Annotated in this window: 13 protein-coding genes and 2 pseudogenes; 9 read left to right on the forward strand and 6 right to left on the reverse strand. The window is 66.3% G+C overall.

Features of this window, described 5'->3' with window-relative positions; all coding sequences use genetic code 11:
* Window positions 1-134: 134 nt before the first annotated feature.
* Together H590_RS17835 and H590_RS0105410 are read right to left on the reverse strand one after the other, a co-directional pair.
* Entirely contained in the window at window positions 135-800 is a 666-nt protein-coding gene (locus tag H590_RS17835) for a response regulator transcription factor (RefSeq protein ID WP_084149290.1), read from the reverse strand.
* Entirely contained in the window at window positions 766-1,899 is a 1,134-nt protein-coding gene (locus tag H590_RS0105410) for a sensor histidine kinase (RefSeq protein WP_036925738.1), read from the reverse strand. Before H590_RS0105410 ends, H590_RS17835 begins: the two co-directional genes overlap by 35 nt.
* A gap of 1,141 nt (window positions 1,900-3,040) precedes the next feature.
* Here H590_RS0105410 and H590_RS0105420 point away from each other — a divergent pair.
* Genes H590_RS0105420 through H590_RS0105430 form a run of 3 tightly spaced genes read left to right on the forward strand, consistent with a single transcriptional unit; the run spans window position 3,041 to window position 5,612 of the window.
* Window positions 3,041-3,769, forward strand: coding sequence for an ATP-binding cassette domain-containing protein (locus H590_RS0105420; protein ID WP_027588144.1), 729 nt, complete (start codon window positions 3,041-3,043; stop codon window positions 3,767-3,769).
* The gene (locus tag H590_RS17195; RefSeq protein ID WP_051238204.1) at window positions 3,766-5,022 is read left to right on the forward strand and encodes a DUF7224 domain-containing protein; all 1,257 of its coding nucleotides are present in this window, start codon (window positions 3,766-3,768) and stop codon (window positions 5,020-5,022) included. Before H590_RS0105420 ends, H590_RS17195 begins: the two co-directional genes overlap by 4 nt.
* A 56-nt stretch (window positions 5,023-5,078) precedes the next feature.
* The gene (locus H590_RS0105430; RefSeq protein ID WP_028702768.1) at window positions 5,079-5,612 is read left to right on the forward strand and encodes a hypothetical protein; all 534 of its coding nucleotides are present in this window, start codon (window positions 5,079-5,081) and stop codon (window positions 5,610-5,612) included.
* Between the two features lie 50 nt (window positions 5,613-5,662).
* Here the strand turns inward: H590_RS0105430 and H590_RS15050 are convergent.
* Window positions 5,663-5,962 (reverse strand): annotated as a pseudogene (locus H590_RS15050) (DUF2510 domain-containing protein); the annotation flags it as partial.
* A gap of 381 nt (window positions 5,963-6,343) precedes the next feature.
* Between H590_RS15050 and H590_RS18275 the strand changes: the two are divergent.
* The 5 genes from H590_RS18275 to H590_RS0105455 are packed head-to-tail and all read left to right on the forward strand — an operon-like array spanning window position 6,344 to window position 11,134.
* A complete protein-coding gene (locus H590_RS18275; protein WP_126412629.1) occupies window positions 6,344-6,748 on the forward strand; it encodes a hypothetical protein in 405 nt (134 codons plus the stop codon).
* 53 nt (window positions 6,749-6,801) lie between these two features.
* Window positions 6,802-7,686 (forward strand): hypothetical protein, encoded by an 885-nt coding sequence (locus H590_RS0105440; RefSeq protein ID WP_036981183.1) that lies wholly within the window; start codon window positions 6,802-6,804, stop codon window positions 7,684-7,686.
* Between the two features lie 10 nt (window positions 7,687-7,696).
* Entirely contained in the window at window positions 7,697-9,187 is a 1,491-nt protein-coding gene (locus H590_RS0105445) for a hypothetical protein (RefSeq protein WP_027588148.1), read from the forward strand.
* The gene (locus tag H590_RS0105450) at window positions 9,184-9,879 is read left to right on the forward strand and encodes an ABC transporter ATP-binding protein (RefSeq protein WP_027588149.1); all 696 of its coding nucleotides are present in this window, start codon (window positions 9,184-9,186) and stop codon (window positions 9,877-9,879) included. Before H590_RS0105445 ends, H590_RS0105450 begins: the two co-directional genes overlap by 4 nt.
* A complete protein-coding gene (locus H590_RS0105455) occupies window positions 9,866-11,134 on the forward strand; it encodes an ABC transporter permease (RefSeq protein ID WP_027588150.1) in 1,269 nt (422 codons plus the stop codon). Before H590_RS0105450 ends, H590_RS0105455 begins: the two co-directional genes overlap by 14 nt.
* A gap of 320 nt (window positions 11,135-11,454) precedes the next feature.
* Here H590_RS0105455 and H590_RS19095 read toward each other — a convergent pair whose 3' ends face one another.
* Together H590_RS19095 and H590_RS19295 are read right to left on the reverse strand one after the other, a co-directional pair.
* Window positions 11,455-11,880, reverse strand: coding sequence for a hypothetical protein (locus H590_RS19095; RefSeq protein WP_036981234.1), 426 nt, complete (start codon window positions 11,878-11,880; stop codon window positions 11,455-11,457).
* 360 nt (window positions 11,881-12,240) lie between these two features.
* Window positions 12,241-12,390: pseudogene (locus H590_RS19295) on the reverse strand (DUF2510 domain-containing protein); the annotation flags it as partial.
* Between the two features lie 75 nt (window positions 12,391-12,465).
* Here H590_RS19295 and glnA point away from each other — a divergent pair.
* Window positions 12,466-13,767, forward strand: coding sequence for a type I glutamate--ammonia ligase (gene glnA, locus H590_RS0105465; protein WP_028702770.1), 1,302 nt, complete (start codon window positions 12,466-12,468; stop codon window positions 13,765-13,767).
* A 69-nt stretch (window positions 13,768-13,836) separates the two neighbouring features.
* On the opposite strand, the gene H590_RS15055 is transcribed toward glnA, so the two are convergent.
* Window positions 13,837-14,595: a sterol carrier family protein gene (locus H590_RS15055; RefSeq protein ID WP_126412627.1), complete on the reverse strand. Its 759-nt coding sequence runs from the start codon at window positions 14,593-14,595 to the stop codon at window positions 13,837-13,839.
* Window positions 14,596-14,597: the final 2 nt, after the last annotated feature.

Consider the following 14,597-nt stretch of genomic DNA (forward strand, 5'->3'; position numbering starts at 1 on the left):
TGCAACCGTCTCTTGGAAGGCGACCGACATGCGTTCGTGGAGAACCTACACTGCAGGTATTGTTCTTTTCTTGACTGTCACTTTCTTGGCCCCTCCCAGTCAAGGGCCTGAAAACTCCTTCTGCAACCTATTTCCTAGCTTTCCCTCTTGTCGTCTGAGCTCCAATCTCTCAGTGTTGCAAGGCGAATCATTCCGAGCTCGGCTGCCTTGACAACTACTTCCAGGCGAGATTGTGTCTCGAATTTCTTGAACAGAGCCGACATGTGCTTCTTTATCGCGGAGCTGCTGAGGAATAGGTTCTCCTCAATCTCCCTGTTGGAGAGGCCGTGACCGAGAAGGGTGAGGACCTGGTGTTCGCGTTCGGTGAGTTCTGCCACGGGGAATAGTCTGTCTTCGGTCCCGGGTGGTGGCTCGCTCGAGTTGGTGATCCGTCGACCCAAGTTCTGAATAGTTGAGACTATTGCAGAGGGATTTGCTGTCTTCCGCAAATAGGCGGATGCCCCGAGAGCACTGACGGCGATCTCGGCACTGGCACTGGAACTGTTTGTCAGAATCACGATCGATGATGATGGTGAGATGGAATGAAGTTGAGCGGTGGTGTCATATCCATTGGTCTCACCTATGGCGAGGTCCACAAGATAAACATCTGCGGAATGCTCGGAGGCATATCGAATCGCATGATCTCCGTTTCCGAATGCGGCGACTGGATGAATTCCTGAGGTTGCGTTCAGTAGTGACATCAATGAGTCGCGGACGATGAAGTCGTCATCGACGATGACTACGGTGATCGGACGAGTCATGGGAATCACCTCCAATCGGTAGGGAGAGCGATGTCAGCCATGTCGTGGGATCAGATGTGCTCCTCATGCTACTGAATCGTCCGTTGAGGATCGCGACTCGCTCTCGCATGCCAATGAGGCCGTGTCCGCCGACACGTGACTCCTGGCGACCGGTGGCGAGTTGATTCGCAGCGGTGAACGTGACCGAGCGTCGCTCTGCATTGACGGTGAGGCGCAGCGTGCAGATCCCTGGGGCTCCGTGCTTGGCGATGTTTCGCGCCGCTTCGCGGATCCCAGCCACCAGGCAGCCATGGCACGCCGGGCTGAGCGCCAAGCCGGTCGCTGAGCCCACTACCACGGGTTGGAATCCATCGCCGCGGAGTGACTCGGCTGCTGAGTCCAGGACTTCTTGGAGGGGGGAGTGGTTGAGGAAGGCCGAGTCGAGATCGGGATCCGGATCCCGGAGGGCGATCAGGATCTCGTTGAGATCATCGGCGGTGGCGCGAGCGAGATCGCCCACCTTCTCGAGGGAGCCTCGGATGTTCGGGTCAGGCTGGGCGGACGCATCGGCGGAGGCCGCAATGAGCGAGATCCGGGACAACGACTGCAAGGCTGTGTCGTGCAACTGGCGAGCGATGATCTGTTGCTGCTGTTGTCGCTGGGATGCGTACTTGTACTTCAGTGCGCGTTGAAGCTGATGAAAACCGAATGTTGTCAACCATGTCAGGGAAAGGATGAATGCCCATCCGAAAGTGGCGAAGACCACTCTCCTGAGTGACTGAGGAGGAACAGCACGGGTCTCTGCGATGCAACTCAGCGTCAAGTACGCGAGCGTGAGGGAGGCTCCTGATCGCCACCGCCCGAGGGCGCTGCAACTGGCCACCGGAAGCAGGCCCGCGAGGGTGGCGAATGTCGAGTCAGTACCTGGAAAGAGGAGCAATGCTCCCTGGAAGGCCATGGCCACGCATCCGGCCAGGAGCGGCCAGCGGCCAGAGAAGGCCGCCGCGGTACACAGGGCGATCTCCAAGGCGAACGGCGCGACCTCTGCACCGTGCCGAGGAGGCGCTGTCATCAGCACTGCAATGAACAGGATTGCGATCGCGGCTGCGACCGCGGTCACGATACTCTCGAAGGTGCGGAGTCTCGCTCGAAGTCGCTTCAGTCCCCCCGCGTTCACAGGTGGAGAGTAGCGCTTGATCAAGTAGAGAGCGCAAGCCGGTCGGGGAATGGTTGATGATCGAGGCGGTGGGGGGAGGATGTGGTTGTCCGGCTCGTTGGCCGTTCTGGAATCGGTCCGGATGGGAGTTCTGCCGGCGAGCTACACAGCCGGTGATTGGGGAGGCAGACGCGGCAGACATCGATCGTCTGATGCCCGTGGCGGCGGACAATCGAGGTGAGTGCGGTCCGGTGGGACTTTGTTCGGAACTACTCGGTGCCGGCCGCTTCACGCTGTGGGCGCGGGTTCGCGCAGGTGCCGACCTGGGGACGGTCATAGTTGTGTTGACCTGCTGGGCTGAACAGCGGATGGTCTTCCTGTGCTTGCGTCTCGCAGTCATCAGCGATGTTGCTGGCCTGCTGGTCGACGGCCCTGCTGGACTCTACTCAGCTCGCAGGGTGTCCCGGATGGATCCGTTCGACGTCCTGCGGCAGAGCTGATCATAGGCAGGCGTCGTTGTCGGTCATCACCAGGGGGACCGTGAGTCCGAGGCCTTCGTGAAGGTGGTTCCGTCTCAGACAGCCTTGATGATGCGCCCGCCGACGGTGTCGTCTGCCAAGACGTCTGGTCGTGGGCGTCCTGGAAGATCCACTCGAGCCGAGTGAAGGCTCCGGCATCTGAGCCGCTCGTCGCCTCGGGTGCGCAGGGTTGTCACCGGGCAGCGACCGACCCGCGCGATCTCCGAGAGAGATCTCGGCTACCGTGCCACACCACTGTGCGGGACATCCCTGACCCCGGTGGACGGAACTGGCGCCACCTCCTGGCGCTGGCGTTGGGTGGCCGCATGGACAGCATGGGACTCTTGGGAGGGTACCGATGAAGGTTTTCGGCGGCGTAGCAGATGACGCAATGGCGTGGTCCCGGGGGGTCCGTGATCTCTTGCGGTGATGGCCTCGGTTCCCGGAGAGCCGGAAGAGGTGTCCAAATGTACCGATCTTGGTCTCGTATCTGTACCGGAGTGAAACGTCGTCGTAAGGTCATCCAAACCCAAGTTTCACGAATTCAGGGGATGGTTGAAGTGTTCTCCGCAAGCACCAGTGGATCGCTGCGGATCGACAGACTTGACTTCTCCTACTTCTCGACGCCTGTCCTACGATCCCTCAGTTGCCAGTTCGGCAGTTCCAGAACGGTGCTGCTCGGTCCGAACGGGGCCGGCAAGTCGACCCTGTTCGGCGTGCTGTCGGGTGCGCTCGCGGCACGCTCCGGCGCGGTCCTGCTGCCGGGAGCCGACAGCCCGACCTCCCGCCGTGAGCTGCGATCACGAGTCGGAATCATGCCGCAGTCCATCGCGCCAGTGCCGGGCCTGACCGTCGCCGAGCAGGTGGCCTATGCAGGCTGGCTCGCCGGACTGTCGGCCCGGCGGGCCGCGCGACGCGCGGGGGATGCGCTCGAGCAGGTGGATCTGGCCGGCAAGGCTGACGCCAAGGCGGGAAGGCTCTCAGGGGGACAGCTGCGTCGGGTAGGGCTGGCCCAGGCGATTGTCGCCGAACCGGAGGTGCTGCTCCTTGACGAGCCCACCGCCGGCCTCGATCCGGCCCAGCGGCTGCGATTCCGGTCCGTCCTCCGCTCCATTCCCGGAGACCGGGTGACCATCGTCTCCACCCACCAGATCGACGACATCAGCGAGCTCTACGACGTCGTGGCGGTGATCGAGGCGGGGCAGATGCGATTCACCGGCACCCCCCAAGAGTTCCTCGGGCTCGCAGGTCCCGGCCCCGGTCAGGCGGAACGAGCCTACTTGAGCCTGCTCCGATCAGAGGAGATCGCGCTGTGAGGTGGCTCACCAGAGTGCGCGTCTCCGCCGGGATGTGGCTGACCCCGCTCGTCGCCCTGCTGGTCGCAGCCAACCTCGGCGGTCAGGAGGGTTCCGGCGAGGGATACCGGCTGGCGGTGGCCACCCGTGACTCCTTCGATCTGCTGCTGGCCACCGGTCTCTGTGCGCTTGCCGGGGCGTGGGAAGGCGGAAGGTTGAGGCGGGCGGGAGTTCTCACCTGGCCCCGCAGGCGATCCGTTCCACGAGTCCTGGCGGCACCCTGGCTGATGTCGGTGGTCTCCGCCACCGCCGTCGCAGTCATCGTCTTCGCCCGGCACCGGGCATTCTCGGGTGGGGCCTCCATGGCCGTGGTCACCACGACCATCCTGTCGTTGTGGGTGTGGGCATTGGCGGGAATCGCCGCCGGCCTGTGGTCCCCGCCAGTCGTCGCTCTGCCGGTCTCATTCGCCGTCCCCGTGTTGTGGCTGATCCTGGCCCCGGTCAACTCGGTGCCGTGGTTGCGTCATCTCAACGGAGACTGGGTTGTCTGCTGCCAGGTCGACCAGACGCTGGCTCCAGCGGCGGTCACCGGGACGCTCACTGTGCTGGCAGGCGTGCTCGTGGCCGCCGGACTCGCAATCTGGGGGCGGAGCCGGACCATGAGCAGATCGGTCCGGCTGTCGATAGGCCCCGGGGTGGTCGCGGCGCTGGCGCTTGGACTGGTACTCGGTGGTGTGCAGGTCCACCATCTCGGGTGGGAGCCCGTTGATCCACGCCACGCCGCCGTCGCATGCACGACGGGCGAGCGGGTCACCGTCTGCGTCCTGCCTGAGCATGACGGACAGGCGCGCCACATCGTCTCGTTGGCGGACGCCGCATTCTCGCGATGGCAGGTGTACGGGGTGCGCACGCCGACCTCCCTCACCGAGGCGACCGGCCTTGAGCCGGGGAGCCGGGATGCCGCCGCGCTCGTGGCCAACGCCAGATACGACACGGACTTCGACATTCTCAACCAGGTGAGCCAGGCTCTCGCCACGGCCTCCTACCAGGCCCCCGGCACTCAGGTGCCTGTTGAGGTGATCCAGCGTCAGCAGCGCGCCCAGGCATGGCTGGTGCGCTCCGCCGGCGCCCAGGTCGGAGGCGGGATGGACGCTGCACGCTTCGGACTGGACCGGGAGGCCTGGGACTGGGCTACGGCGCTGCTGGTGAAGCCGAGGGCTCAGCAGGGCCGGACTGTCAACGCCGACCTTGACTACCTGGCTGCCTGCCGATGAGGGGGATTCTCGACACAGGGCGGGCCTTCATCTGGTGGGCGAAGTGCCGAGGCGGATTGGCGACTGACGCGCTGACCCTCCTGCTGAGTGTTCTCCTGGCGCTGACAGGCGGCGTTCGGGTGCAGGTGCCGTCGATCATCGGTGCGATCGGCGCGGACGAGCCCCTGGGATTCTTCATCCCGCTGCCGGTGATCGTCGCCTACGGGATCGGACTGGCCCGGCCCGATCGTCTCACCGAGTCCCGTTCGGCCCGGCCAGTACGGATCTGGGACGTAGCATTCGGCGTCCTGCTGGTGGTCCTGTTCCTGGCCGCTGCCGTCGCCGGTCCCCGCGATGCGTCGCTGATCTGCGCCCGCAGCACGGCCGCCGGGATCGGGCTCACTCTTCTCGCCGGACGCTTCTTGGCGGTGGCGGTGATATCGCTGCCTGCGGTGGGCTGGATCCTCATCGGAGTGCTCGCCGGCAGAACGAACTACGGAGGTGACGCCGCCTGGAACTGGCCCATCCTCGGGCCCTCCTCCGGGATTGGATGGGCCTGGGCTGCCGGACTGCTGGCGGTGGGAGCGGTCGCCCACATGACCTCCCGATGACCCAGGTGGTGACGCGCGAGGGGGCGCTCGAAGGCTGGGGGGCCGCGCGCTCAGCTGACCTGGATCGACTCTCTGGCGGCGTCCACCAGTTTCTGGCGGGCGGAGTCCCCGATGGTCGCGGAGTTGAAGTAGACCCCCATGAAGTCGCTCTGGCCGGTGTCCATCACCACGACGTCGACGACGTCTCCGCGGACCTGGGGGAGGTTCGGGATGGACACGTAGATCTCGGTGCGTACCCACCAGCCGGTGTGGCCGTTGCGGTCGAACTCCTGCTGGGAGACCACCTTGGAGCCGGTGTACCCGGAGTAGTACTGCGAACTGGCGAAGCACTCGGTCATCATCCGGGCCGCGGCGAGGCCAAGGTCAGCATCGCGATGAAGAGCGCCGAGACGGCTGCCGCCAGGGGAAGTTCACATGAAGGGCGTAGACCTCCGTTGGCTGTGTGTATGTGCATCGTGAGTGGTCGCCCGAGATGGGGCTTGGGTGGCCGAAAGGACACCCCTGATGGGAATCTGTCGATCACCCTGACAGCGCGAGAAGGCGCCGAAGGCGTTGTGATGCACCTACGGCACCGTGGGCGGGGAGGATCTCGGCAGCTGTTTCACGATTTCTGGTGGACGACGACCGGGATAGGGGCCCAAAAGGACCGTTTTCGCCCAGAGTGCTCGACAGTTATCGTCACATCCCATACTGTGGTTCTCGTCGACCAACGACGAGGATAAGGGGCAACCATGAAAAAGAGAATCGCGGCGATTGCGATGGCCGGTGTCACACTGGTGTCCGTCATTGCTACGTCGCCCGGAGCGAACGCCGTATCGAATGCGAGCTGGTCCTCTGGCAAGGTTACTAGGGCTGTGTTGTGGGAGAACTACAACGGGGGTCACAAGCTCACCGTTCTGGGGACAGGAAATTGTACAGCATCAACGAGCGATGCTGACACCGTCATGTCTTGGATGGGGGACCGCGGCTGGAACGATGTCGTGAGTGGCGCTCAGGACTTTGCAGGTTGCGACGTCGATCTCTTCACGAACTTGGGATACGGTGGTGTTTCCACCGGATATGTGAACTACGGGCAGAACATCGGGTATGTCGGAGCCTCTCTGAATGACCGGGCCAGCTCGTTCAAGATCTCATGATGCACTCGGGAAGAATGCTAGTCATGCTGGCTGGGGTCCTTGCCCTAGCCAGTATGGCGACAGCCTGCTCCCGTGGCGGTGACACGGGCGGGAACGAGGCCTCGGTCTCCATCCCGGACAACCCGCCGCCCATCACCTCGCTGAGTCAGATCAAGGCCCCGATGGCCTCCTACATCCTCAGCCCCGAGGATGCGGCCACCCTTCAGAACGCCGTCATTATCGTCGCGAACAAGTGCTCTCTGCGGTTCGGTGTGGTGAGCAGCCAGAAACCAGACAACGTGCGACTGCCCAGCGATGCCTTGGAACTGGATGGACGCTACAGCACCGTCGTCTCGCTGGACGGGGCACGACAGTACGGTTACCAGCAGGACCCGCGGTACGCGGTGAAGGTGGACGACAAGGAGAAGGTGAAGGACGCGGCTCCGGCCAATCCGAAGGAGAGGGAGGTCTTCAACGGAGTGACCGCTGACGGCCAGAAATCCTCCCTGAAGGACAAGAACGGCAACCTCCTGCCCCAGGGTGGTTGCTACGGTGAGGGTAACGCCGAGATCCAGGATCATGAGAAGGACTACTGGGCCGATCTCATCCATCTCTCGTCCGACGGTCTCGACAACGCTCTGGACCGGCTCGACAACGACTCCCGACTGCTCGACGCCGAGAAGAAGTGGGCGGCGTGCATGAAGACCAAGGGATACACCTTCACCCACAAGGATGACGCCGTCCAGTCGGTGGCCGGGAAACCTCGCGCCCAGCAGGTCAAGGTGGCCGTCGACGACGCCACCTGCTCCCAGCAGATCAACTACTACGGCATCATGTACGCACTGGACACGGCCTACCAGAATCAGTACATCGTCGCGCACCAGGCGCAGTTCACGTCGGCCCAGAACGGCGTGCGCAAGGCTCTGGTGACCGCGCGCGGCATCATCGCGAAGGGCTAGGTACCAGCAGGTGGACGACGAGGGTGAGTTCATGGCGGCCGGTCCGCGCCGGCGGCGAAGCGCCAGGGCAATCGCCGTCATGACTGTGATCGCGGTGGCTTTCCTGGCGGTCGGGCTGATCGCCGGCCATTTCCTCAAGTCGCCGGCCCAGCGCCAGGCCGACACCGCTCCACCTCCGGTCACGCCACTCACCGACACCGTCAAGAAGTCCGTCGTCACCCGGTCCGTGCCCTTCGGGGCGAGCCTCCAGCGCGGCATCAGGACCGACGTCACGTTGGACTCCGCAACGGGTGAGGATGCCGAACGCGCCGTGGTGAGCAGCCTCCGGGTCACGGAGGGCCAGAGCGTCCAAGGCGGCAGCGTCCTGCTGGAGGTGAGCGGGCGGCCGGTGATCCTGCTGCCCGGAGCCATGCCCTCATACCGGACCATCAGTCCCGGCGGCACCGGCCCCGACGTCGTCCAGCTGCAGAAGGCGCTCCGCTCGTTGCACTATCTCTCCGGCGAGGAGAGTGGCTTCGGCCCCGACACACAGGACGCTCTGGTGAGCCTCTACGGCAAGCTCGGTTACAAGGTCGCCAGCACCGGCAATGAAGAGGTGAAGGAGGCTCGCTCGGCCGTCGCCTCGGCCAAGGAGGCCGTCCAGTCCCGTCAGGACGACGTGGACACTGCGAGGATCGCGCTCACGCGAGCCCGCAGGCCGGCGGCTCAGTCGGTCCCCGCAGCATCCTCGTCCGGCTCCGCCACCTCCCAGGAGTCCGGCACCGACACCTCCCAGCAGGACGGCATCGTCGATGCCAGGAGGGCGCTGCGCTCGGCCGAACGGCAACTGGGTGAGGCCCAGGACACCCTCGCCGACGCCTCGACGGCCCTGGAACGGGCGCAGGCCAAGGCTGGGCCGACGCTGCCCCGCTCCGAGGTGGTCTTCGTGCCCTCGGTGCCCGCGACCGTCGCCTCGCTGTCCACCGCGGTCGGCAAGGAGGCGAGCGGCACCGCGTTCACTCTCGTGAGTGGTGCCCTGGTGGCGAGTGTCACCGGTCTCGATGCGGCTAGCGCGACGGGAGTCAAGGCGCGCCAGAGCGCCGAGATCGTCACCGACGACGGAGCCCGTCACGCAGCGGTGGTGTCCGCCGTCCAGATCACGACGGCCTCCTCCGGTCAGGACGGGCAGGGCCAGCCCGCGCAGACAGTCGAGGAGCAGGTCGGCATCGTCATCGCTCCGAGCGATCCGATCACTGCCGGGGAGGGTACCCAGGTGAGGGTCATCGTCAATACCGCGACCTCCCAGGCCCCGGTGCTCAACGTGCCCATCAGCGCTGTGGCGACCGGCGCCAGGGGAGATACCTCCGTCACCATCGTCGATAAGGGGACTCGACGCGTCGTGCCGGTGGTCACCGGCCTTCAGGGAGACGGACGTGTCCAGGTGAGCGGTCGCCTCTCCGAGGGAGACACCGTGCTTATCGGCGACTCCATCCAGCCCTCCTCCTCACCGAGCTCGAGATGATCGGTGCTCCTTCCGCCGTCGGTCCGGTGCTCGAGTTCGTGGCGGCGGGCCGCACCTACGCCGGCCCGCCGGAGGTCACGGCCCTGCATCCCTGCTCCCTGGTGATCGAACGCGGCGACCTGGTGACCGTGTGCGGGCCCAGTGGCTCCGGGAAGTCGACCTGGCTCAACCTGGCCGGGCTGCTAGACCGTCCCAGCACCGGCTCGGTCGTGGTCAATGCGGTGGACACCGGGCGGCTCAGTGCCGACCAGCGCACCGCGATCCGCGGCGGCTGGCTCGGTTTCGTGTTCCAGTCCTTCCATCTCATGGCGCACCGCAGCGTGCTGGAGAACGTGTGCCTTTCGGGGCTGTACCGGTCGATGCCGCCGGCACGGCGATGGGAGCGGGCCAGTGAGGTGATCGAGAGCGTCGGGCTCGGCGCCCGCCTCAACGCGCCCGCCCGCAACCTGTCGGGAGGCGAGATGCAACGCACTGCCATCGCCCGCGCCATGATGAACAGTCCCCACCTCATGCTCTGCGATGAGCCCACCGGAAACTTGGACTCCCAGAACGGGGCCCAGGTGATCGATCTCCTTGACGAGCTCCACGACCAGGGGATGACCATCGTCATCATCACCCACGATCCGGTGATCGCTCGGCACGGGGACCGCCAGATCCAGATCAAGGATGGTCGGGTCCATGAGATGGCGTAGGAGTGGGGCCGGGGCCGCGGACGCCGGGCAGTCCCCTCAGCTGCCCCGCTCCACCATGAGGGCGGCCGACCTCTTCGCCGAGGCCCTCGCCGGCATCACTCAGCGGCCCGGACGCTCCGTCATGACGGCCCTGGGCACGGTGCTCGGGGTGGCCGTCCTGGTGTGCGTGCTCGGACTCACCAGCTCCGCCGCCGCCCAGATCGGCAGCAGATTCGACCCGCTCACCGCCAACGAGGTCTCGATCACCGACCCTGGGGACGGGGTGACCGTCGCCTCTTACACCTTTCGGCCCGACGCCGAGCAGCGCGTGAAATCCATCAACGGGGTGGAGGAGGCAGGCATCGGCTGGAGCCTTCACGACGTGAAGGGACAGGTCTCGCTCCTCCCGCCGCCCGGCACCACCGATCCGGACACGAAGTTGGCCTACATGGCCGCGTCCCCCGGTCTGCTCGCCGAGGCCGGTGCGACACTGTCCTCTGGGGCTTTGTACAACGACTGGCACGAGCGCACCGCCCAGCCGGTGGTCGTGCTGGGCCCCGGGGCTGCCCGACAGCTGTCCATCACGCGGGCCGCCGTCGGACAGACCATCTGGATGGACGGTCATCGCTTCTTCCTGATGGGCATCCTGTCGAACACCCAGCGGCACGCGGAACTGCTCAATGCCGTCATCATCCCCAGTACGACCGCTCGTGCCCTGTTCGGAACGCCGACGGGGGCCGGCGCCTTCACCCTGTGGGCGCAGGTGCGCCCCGGGGCGGCGGCCGTGGTCGCGTCGCAACTCGCCGACGCGGTGAACCCCGATCTGGCCGGCACATACAAGGTGACGAAGCCCCCGGACATCTCCTCCCTGAAGGATCAGGTGAACACCGACATGGAGGGGCTGTTCCTGCTGCTGGCCGCGGTGAGCCTGGTGATCGGGATGGTGGGGATCGCCAACACCACCTTCGTGTCGGTCATCGAGCGCACCCCCGAGATCGGTCTGCGGCGGGCGCTGGGAGCACGGTCGCGACACATCCTCTCCCAGTTCCTCGTCGAGGCTGTGACGCTGGGCACCCTGGGCGGGCTGATCGGTGCGAGCCTGGGCACCGTCATCGTCGTGGCGACCTGCTGGGCGAAGCAGTGGACGGCCGTTCTGGACTGGCGCCTCGCGGTTCTCGGACCCGTCGCCGGCCTGCTGGTCGGCGGCCTCGCCGGCCTCTACCCGGCCAGCAGGGCATCCCGGATCGAGCCGGTCGACGCCCTGCGGCAGAGCTGACCGGTAGCAGGCGCCGTGGTCGGTCATCACCGCGGTGACCGTGTCGCCGATGCCGGCGAGGAACGCGTTCGCCCGGCCTGGGGCGGGAAGCCCTTCTGGCTGACCATGCTGCGACACCCGACCGCCGTCGGCAGGTCTCGGGTCTTGCCGCTGTCGTGGCCGGCGGCAAGCGGACGTGATCCGCTCGGGGAGTGCGAGGCCTTCGTCGAAGCGGCTCAGCCGCTCCGGCGTGGTCCTGCGGCGGTAGGCCCCTGCGCCGTGCATGCTCATCGTCAGTCGATGGACGCGGGCCGAGTCCGTCGGCCAGGGGGGCCACGCGCTCAGCTGACCTGGATCGACTCTCTGGCGGCGTCCACCAGTTTCTGGCGGGCGGAGTCCCCGATGGTCGCGGAGTTGAAGTAGACCCCCATGAAGTCGCTCTGGCCGGTGTCCATCACCACGACGTCGACGACGTCTCCGCGGACCTGGGGGAGGTTCGGGATGGACACGTCGATCTCGGTGCGTACCCACCAGCCGGTGTGGCCGTTGCGGTCGAACTCCTGCTGGGAGACCACCTTGGAGCCGGTGTACCCGGAGTAGTACTGCGAACTGGCGAAGCACTCGGTCATCATCCGGGCCGCGGTCCTCGGGTCGGAGAATCCGTCGGCGGCGGCCAACTGCCCGACCCCCGAGACGCTCATCCAGCTCGTGGGACTGGAGACGTAGACGGTCTCGGTCTGCGAGGAGATGTTGCGCACCCACGGCATCGACATCGTCTGGTCCGCCCAGTCGGAGATCCTCGCCGCCGAGATCCTGCCGGACCGCAGTCGGCCGTCGTTGGTCGTCGACCCCGGCGAGGATCCGCCGGCGGGGCACTTCACGACGCTCGACCCGGCGCTGGGGGTCGAGGACTTCTCATTCCATGAGGAGACGGTCGGGGTCGAGGAGTTCTGGTCGGGCTGGGCCATCTGCGAGTTCCCGCTGTCGGGACGCAGGATCAGCCACCCCACCAGAACCAGGATCAGAATGACGACGAGAGCACCCAGCACGGCGCGCACCGGCCCGCCCCCGGGGCGAGAAGGACCGTCGCCGGTCTGGCGCAGAGGGTTGTCGGGGGCCTGGCCCGGGGATCCATCGGCGGTCTGGTCCGTCCAGTCGGTTCCGTCGAACCATCGGAACCGTCCCGGTGTGCCATCGGGATCGGGGTACCAACCTGGTGGGGCCATGTGGGCGAGTGTATGTGTCCTCGTCGTCGCCGACCCGGGGGTTGTGGGCATGTACGTTATGGGATTGCAACGAAGAGGCGGCAGACTGGCCCCATGAGCAGGCAGACCGAGTTTGTCCTGCGTTCCATGGAGGAGCGCAATATCCGTTTCGTGCGACTGTGGTTCGCCGATGTCCTGGGTTCGTTGAAGTCGGTGGCGATTCCTCCCACCGAGGTCGAGGGCGCCTTAGCCGAGGGGGTCGGCTTCGACGGTTCGGCCGTCGAGGGCTACACCCGTCTCTCCGAATCCGACATGGTCGCCCACCCCGACCCGGCGACCTTCCAGATGCTGCCCTGGCGGCAGGGCACCGGCACCGCCCGGATGTTCTGCGACACCACGAACCCCGACGGGACGCCGAGCTACGTCGACCCGCGGTACGTCCTCAAGCGCACCATGGACAAGGTCTCCGAGAAGGGGTTCACGTGCTACTGCCACCCCGAGATCGAGTTCTACCTGTTCACCGAGGCCCACAAGCCCGGCACCCGGCCGGTGCCGCTGGATGACGGCGGGTACTTCGACCACACCACCCTGGGGGCCGGCACCGACTTCCGCCGCGACTCCATCACGATGCTCGAGCAGATGGGCATCTCGGTCGAGTTCTCCCACCACGAGGCGGGCCCCGGCCAGCACGAGATCGACCTGCGCTACGCCGATGCGCTGACGATGGCCGACAACATCATGACCTTCCGGGTGGTGATCCGCGAGGTCGCCGCGCTGCGCGGGATCAGTGCCAGCTTCATGCCCAAGCCCTTCACCGACCACCCCGGTTCAGGCATGCACACCCACGTCTCCCTGTTCGAGGGGGACAACAACGCCTTCTTCGACGCCGCCGACGAGACCCGGCTGTCGACGATCGGCAAGCACTTCGTGGCCGGTCTGCTCCATCACGCCCCCGAGTACACCGCGGTGACCAACCAGTGGGTGAACTCCTACCGGCGTCTCAACGGCGGCGGCGAGGCGCCGAGCTACATCTGCTGGGGACGCAACAACCGGTCGGCCCTGGTCCGGGTTCCCCTCTACAAGCCCAACAAGTCCGCCTCGGCCCGGGTCGAGCTGCGATCCATCGACTCGGCGACCAACCCCTACCTCGCCTACGCGATGATCCTGGCCGCCGGCATGTCCGGTATCGAGCACGAGATGGAGCTGCCCGAGGAGGCCTCCAACGACGTCTGGAAGCTCAGCAACCGGGAGCGGGTGGCGATGGGGATCCGTCCTCTGCCGACCAGCCTCGACGAGGCCATCCGCTGCATGGAGGACTCCGAACTGGTCGCCGACACCCTCGGCGAGCACGTCTACGACTACTTCCTGCGCAACAAGAAGGCCGAGTACGACGAGTACCGCAACCAGGTGACGCAGTTCGAGCTGGACCGCTTCCTGCCGAGTCTGTGACCCGTCTGCCGAGACAGCCCGCCGAGCCAGTCAGGAGGGCTGCCCCGGCGGGGTCGGCCGGCCCGCCGGTCAGCCCAGGTCGATGACCGGCAGCATCCGGGCCATCGCGTCGACGTGGGAGCCGGAGGCCTGAATCAGGCCCGCCTCGCGCACCTGCTGCCAGGTCGCCAGTCCGGTCGCCAACCGCACGAAGGTCGCCGGATCGGTCTCGGCAACATTGGGCGGGGTCCCGCGGTGGTGGGACGGGCCCTGTCCGAAGGCCTCCAGCTGGACGGCGGTGGCCGGCGGCACCCGCATCTCGATGGTCCGGCCGCCGAATCTGTCCCCGAGGACACCGGCCAGTCCGCGGGAGGCGGCGATGAGGCTGGTCCGGGGCATCTGGATCCCGGCCCCCAGACCGATCGCACAGATCTCGATGGCGGCCGCCTCGAGCAGGGTCGAGGTGTCGACCGGCCCGGCGAGAGCCTGCACCTGGTCGGGCACCGGGGCGTCGAGGATCTGTGCCAGTCGCTGGTGCACCACCGCCAGCTGCGGGCCGAGGTCCCGGTCACCGGCTCCGGCGAACGCCCGGTCGGCGATCGCGGAGAGCTCGGCGCGACCGGCTTCCCCGGCGTCCATCAACTGCGTCAGACTCAGCGTCCCGGCCTGCTCCGAGCCGGACCGCCCCGAGTCGTCGAAGGACTGCACCACATCGGTCAGCACCACCAGCAGCCGCGCGCCGGCCGGCCGGTCCGGATCGGCCCCCGCCACGGCGGCCGAGGCCTGCAGACAGGCCTGTGCGGTGCGCCTCACCTTGCGATCGATGCGTGTTCTGGGTTCGAGGGGCATGA

The organism is Acidipropionibacterium jensenii DSM 20535, assembly GCF_000425285.1.
Lineage (GTDB): Bacteria > Actinomycetota > Actinomycetes > Propionibacteriales > Propionibacteriaceae > Acidipropionibacterium > Acidipropionibacterium jensenii.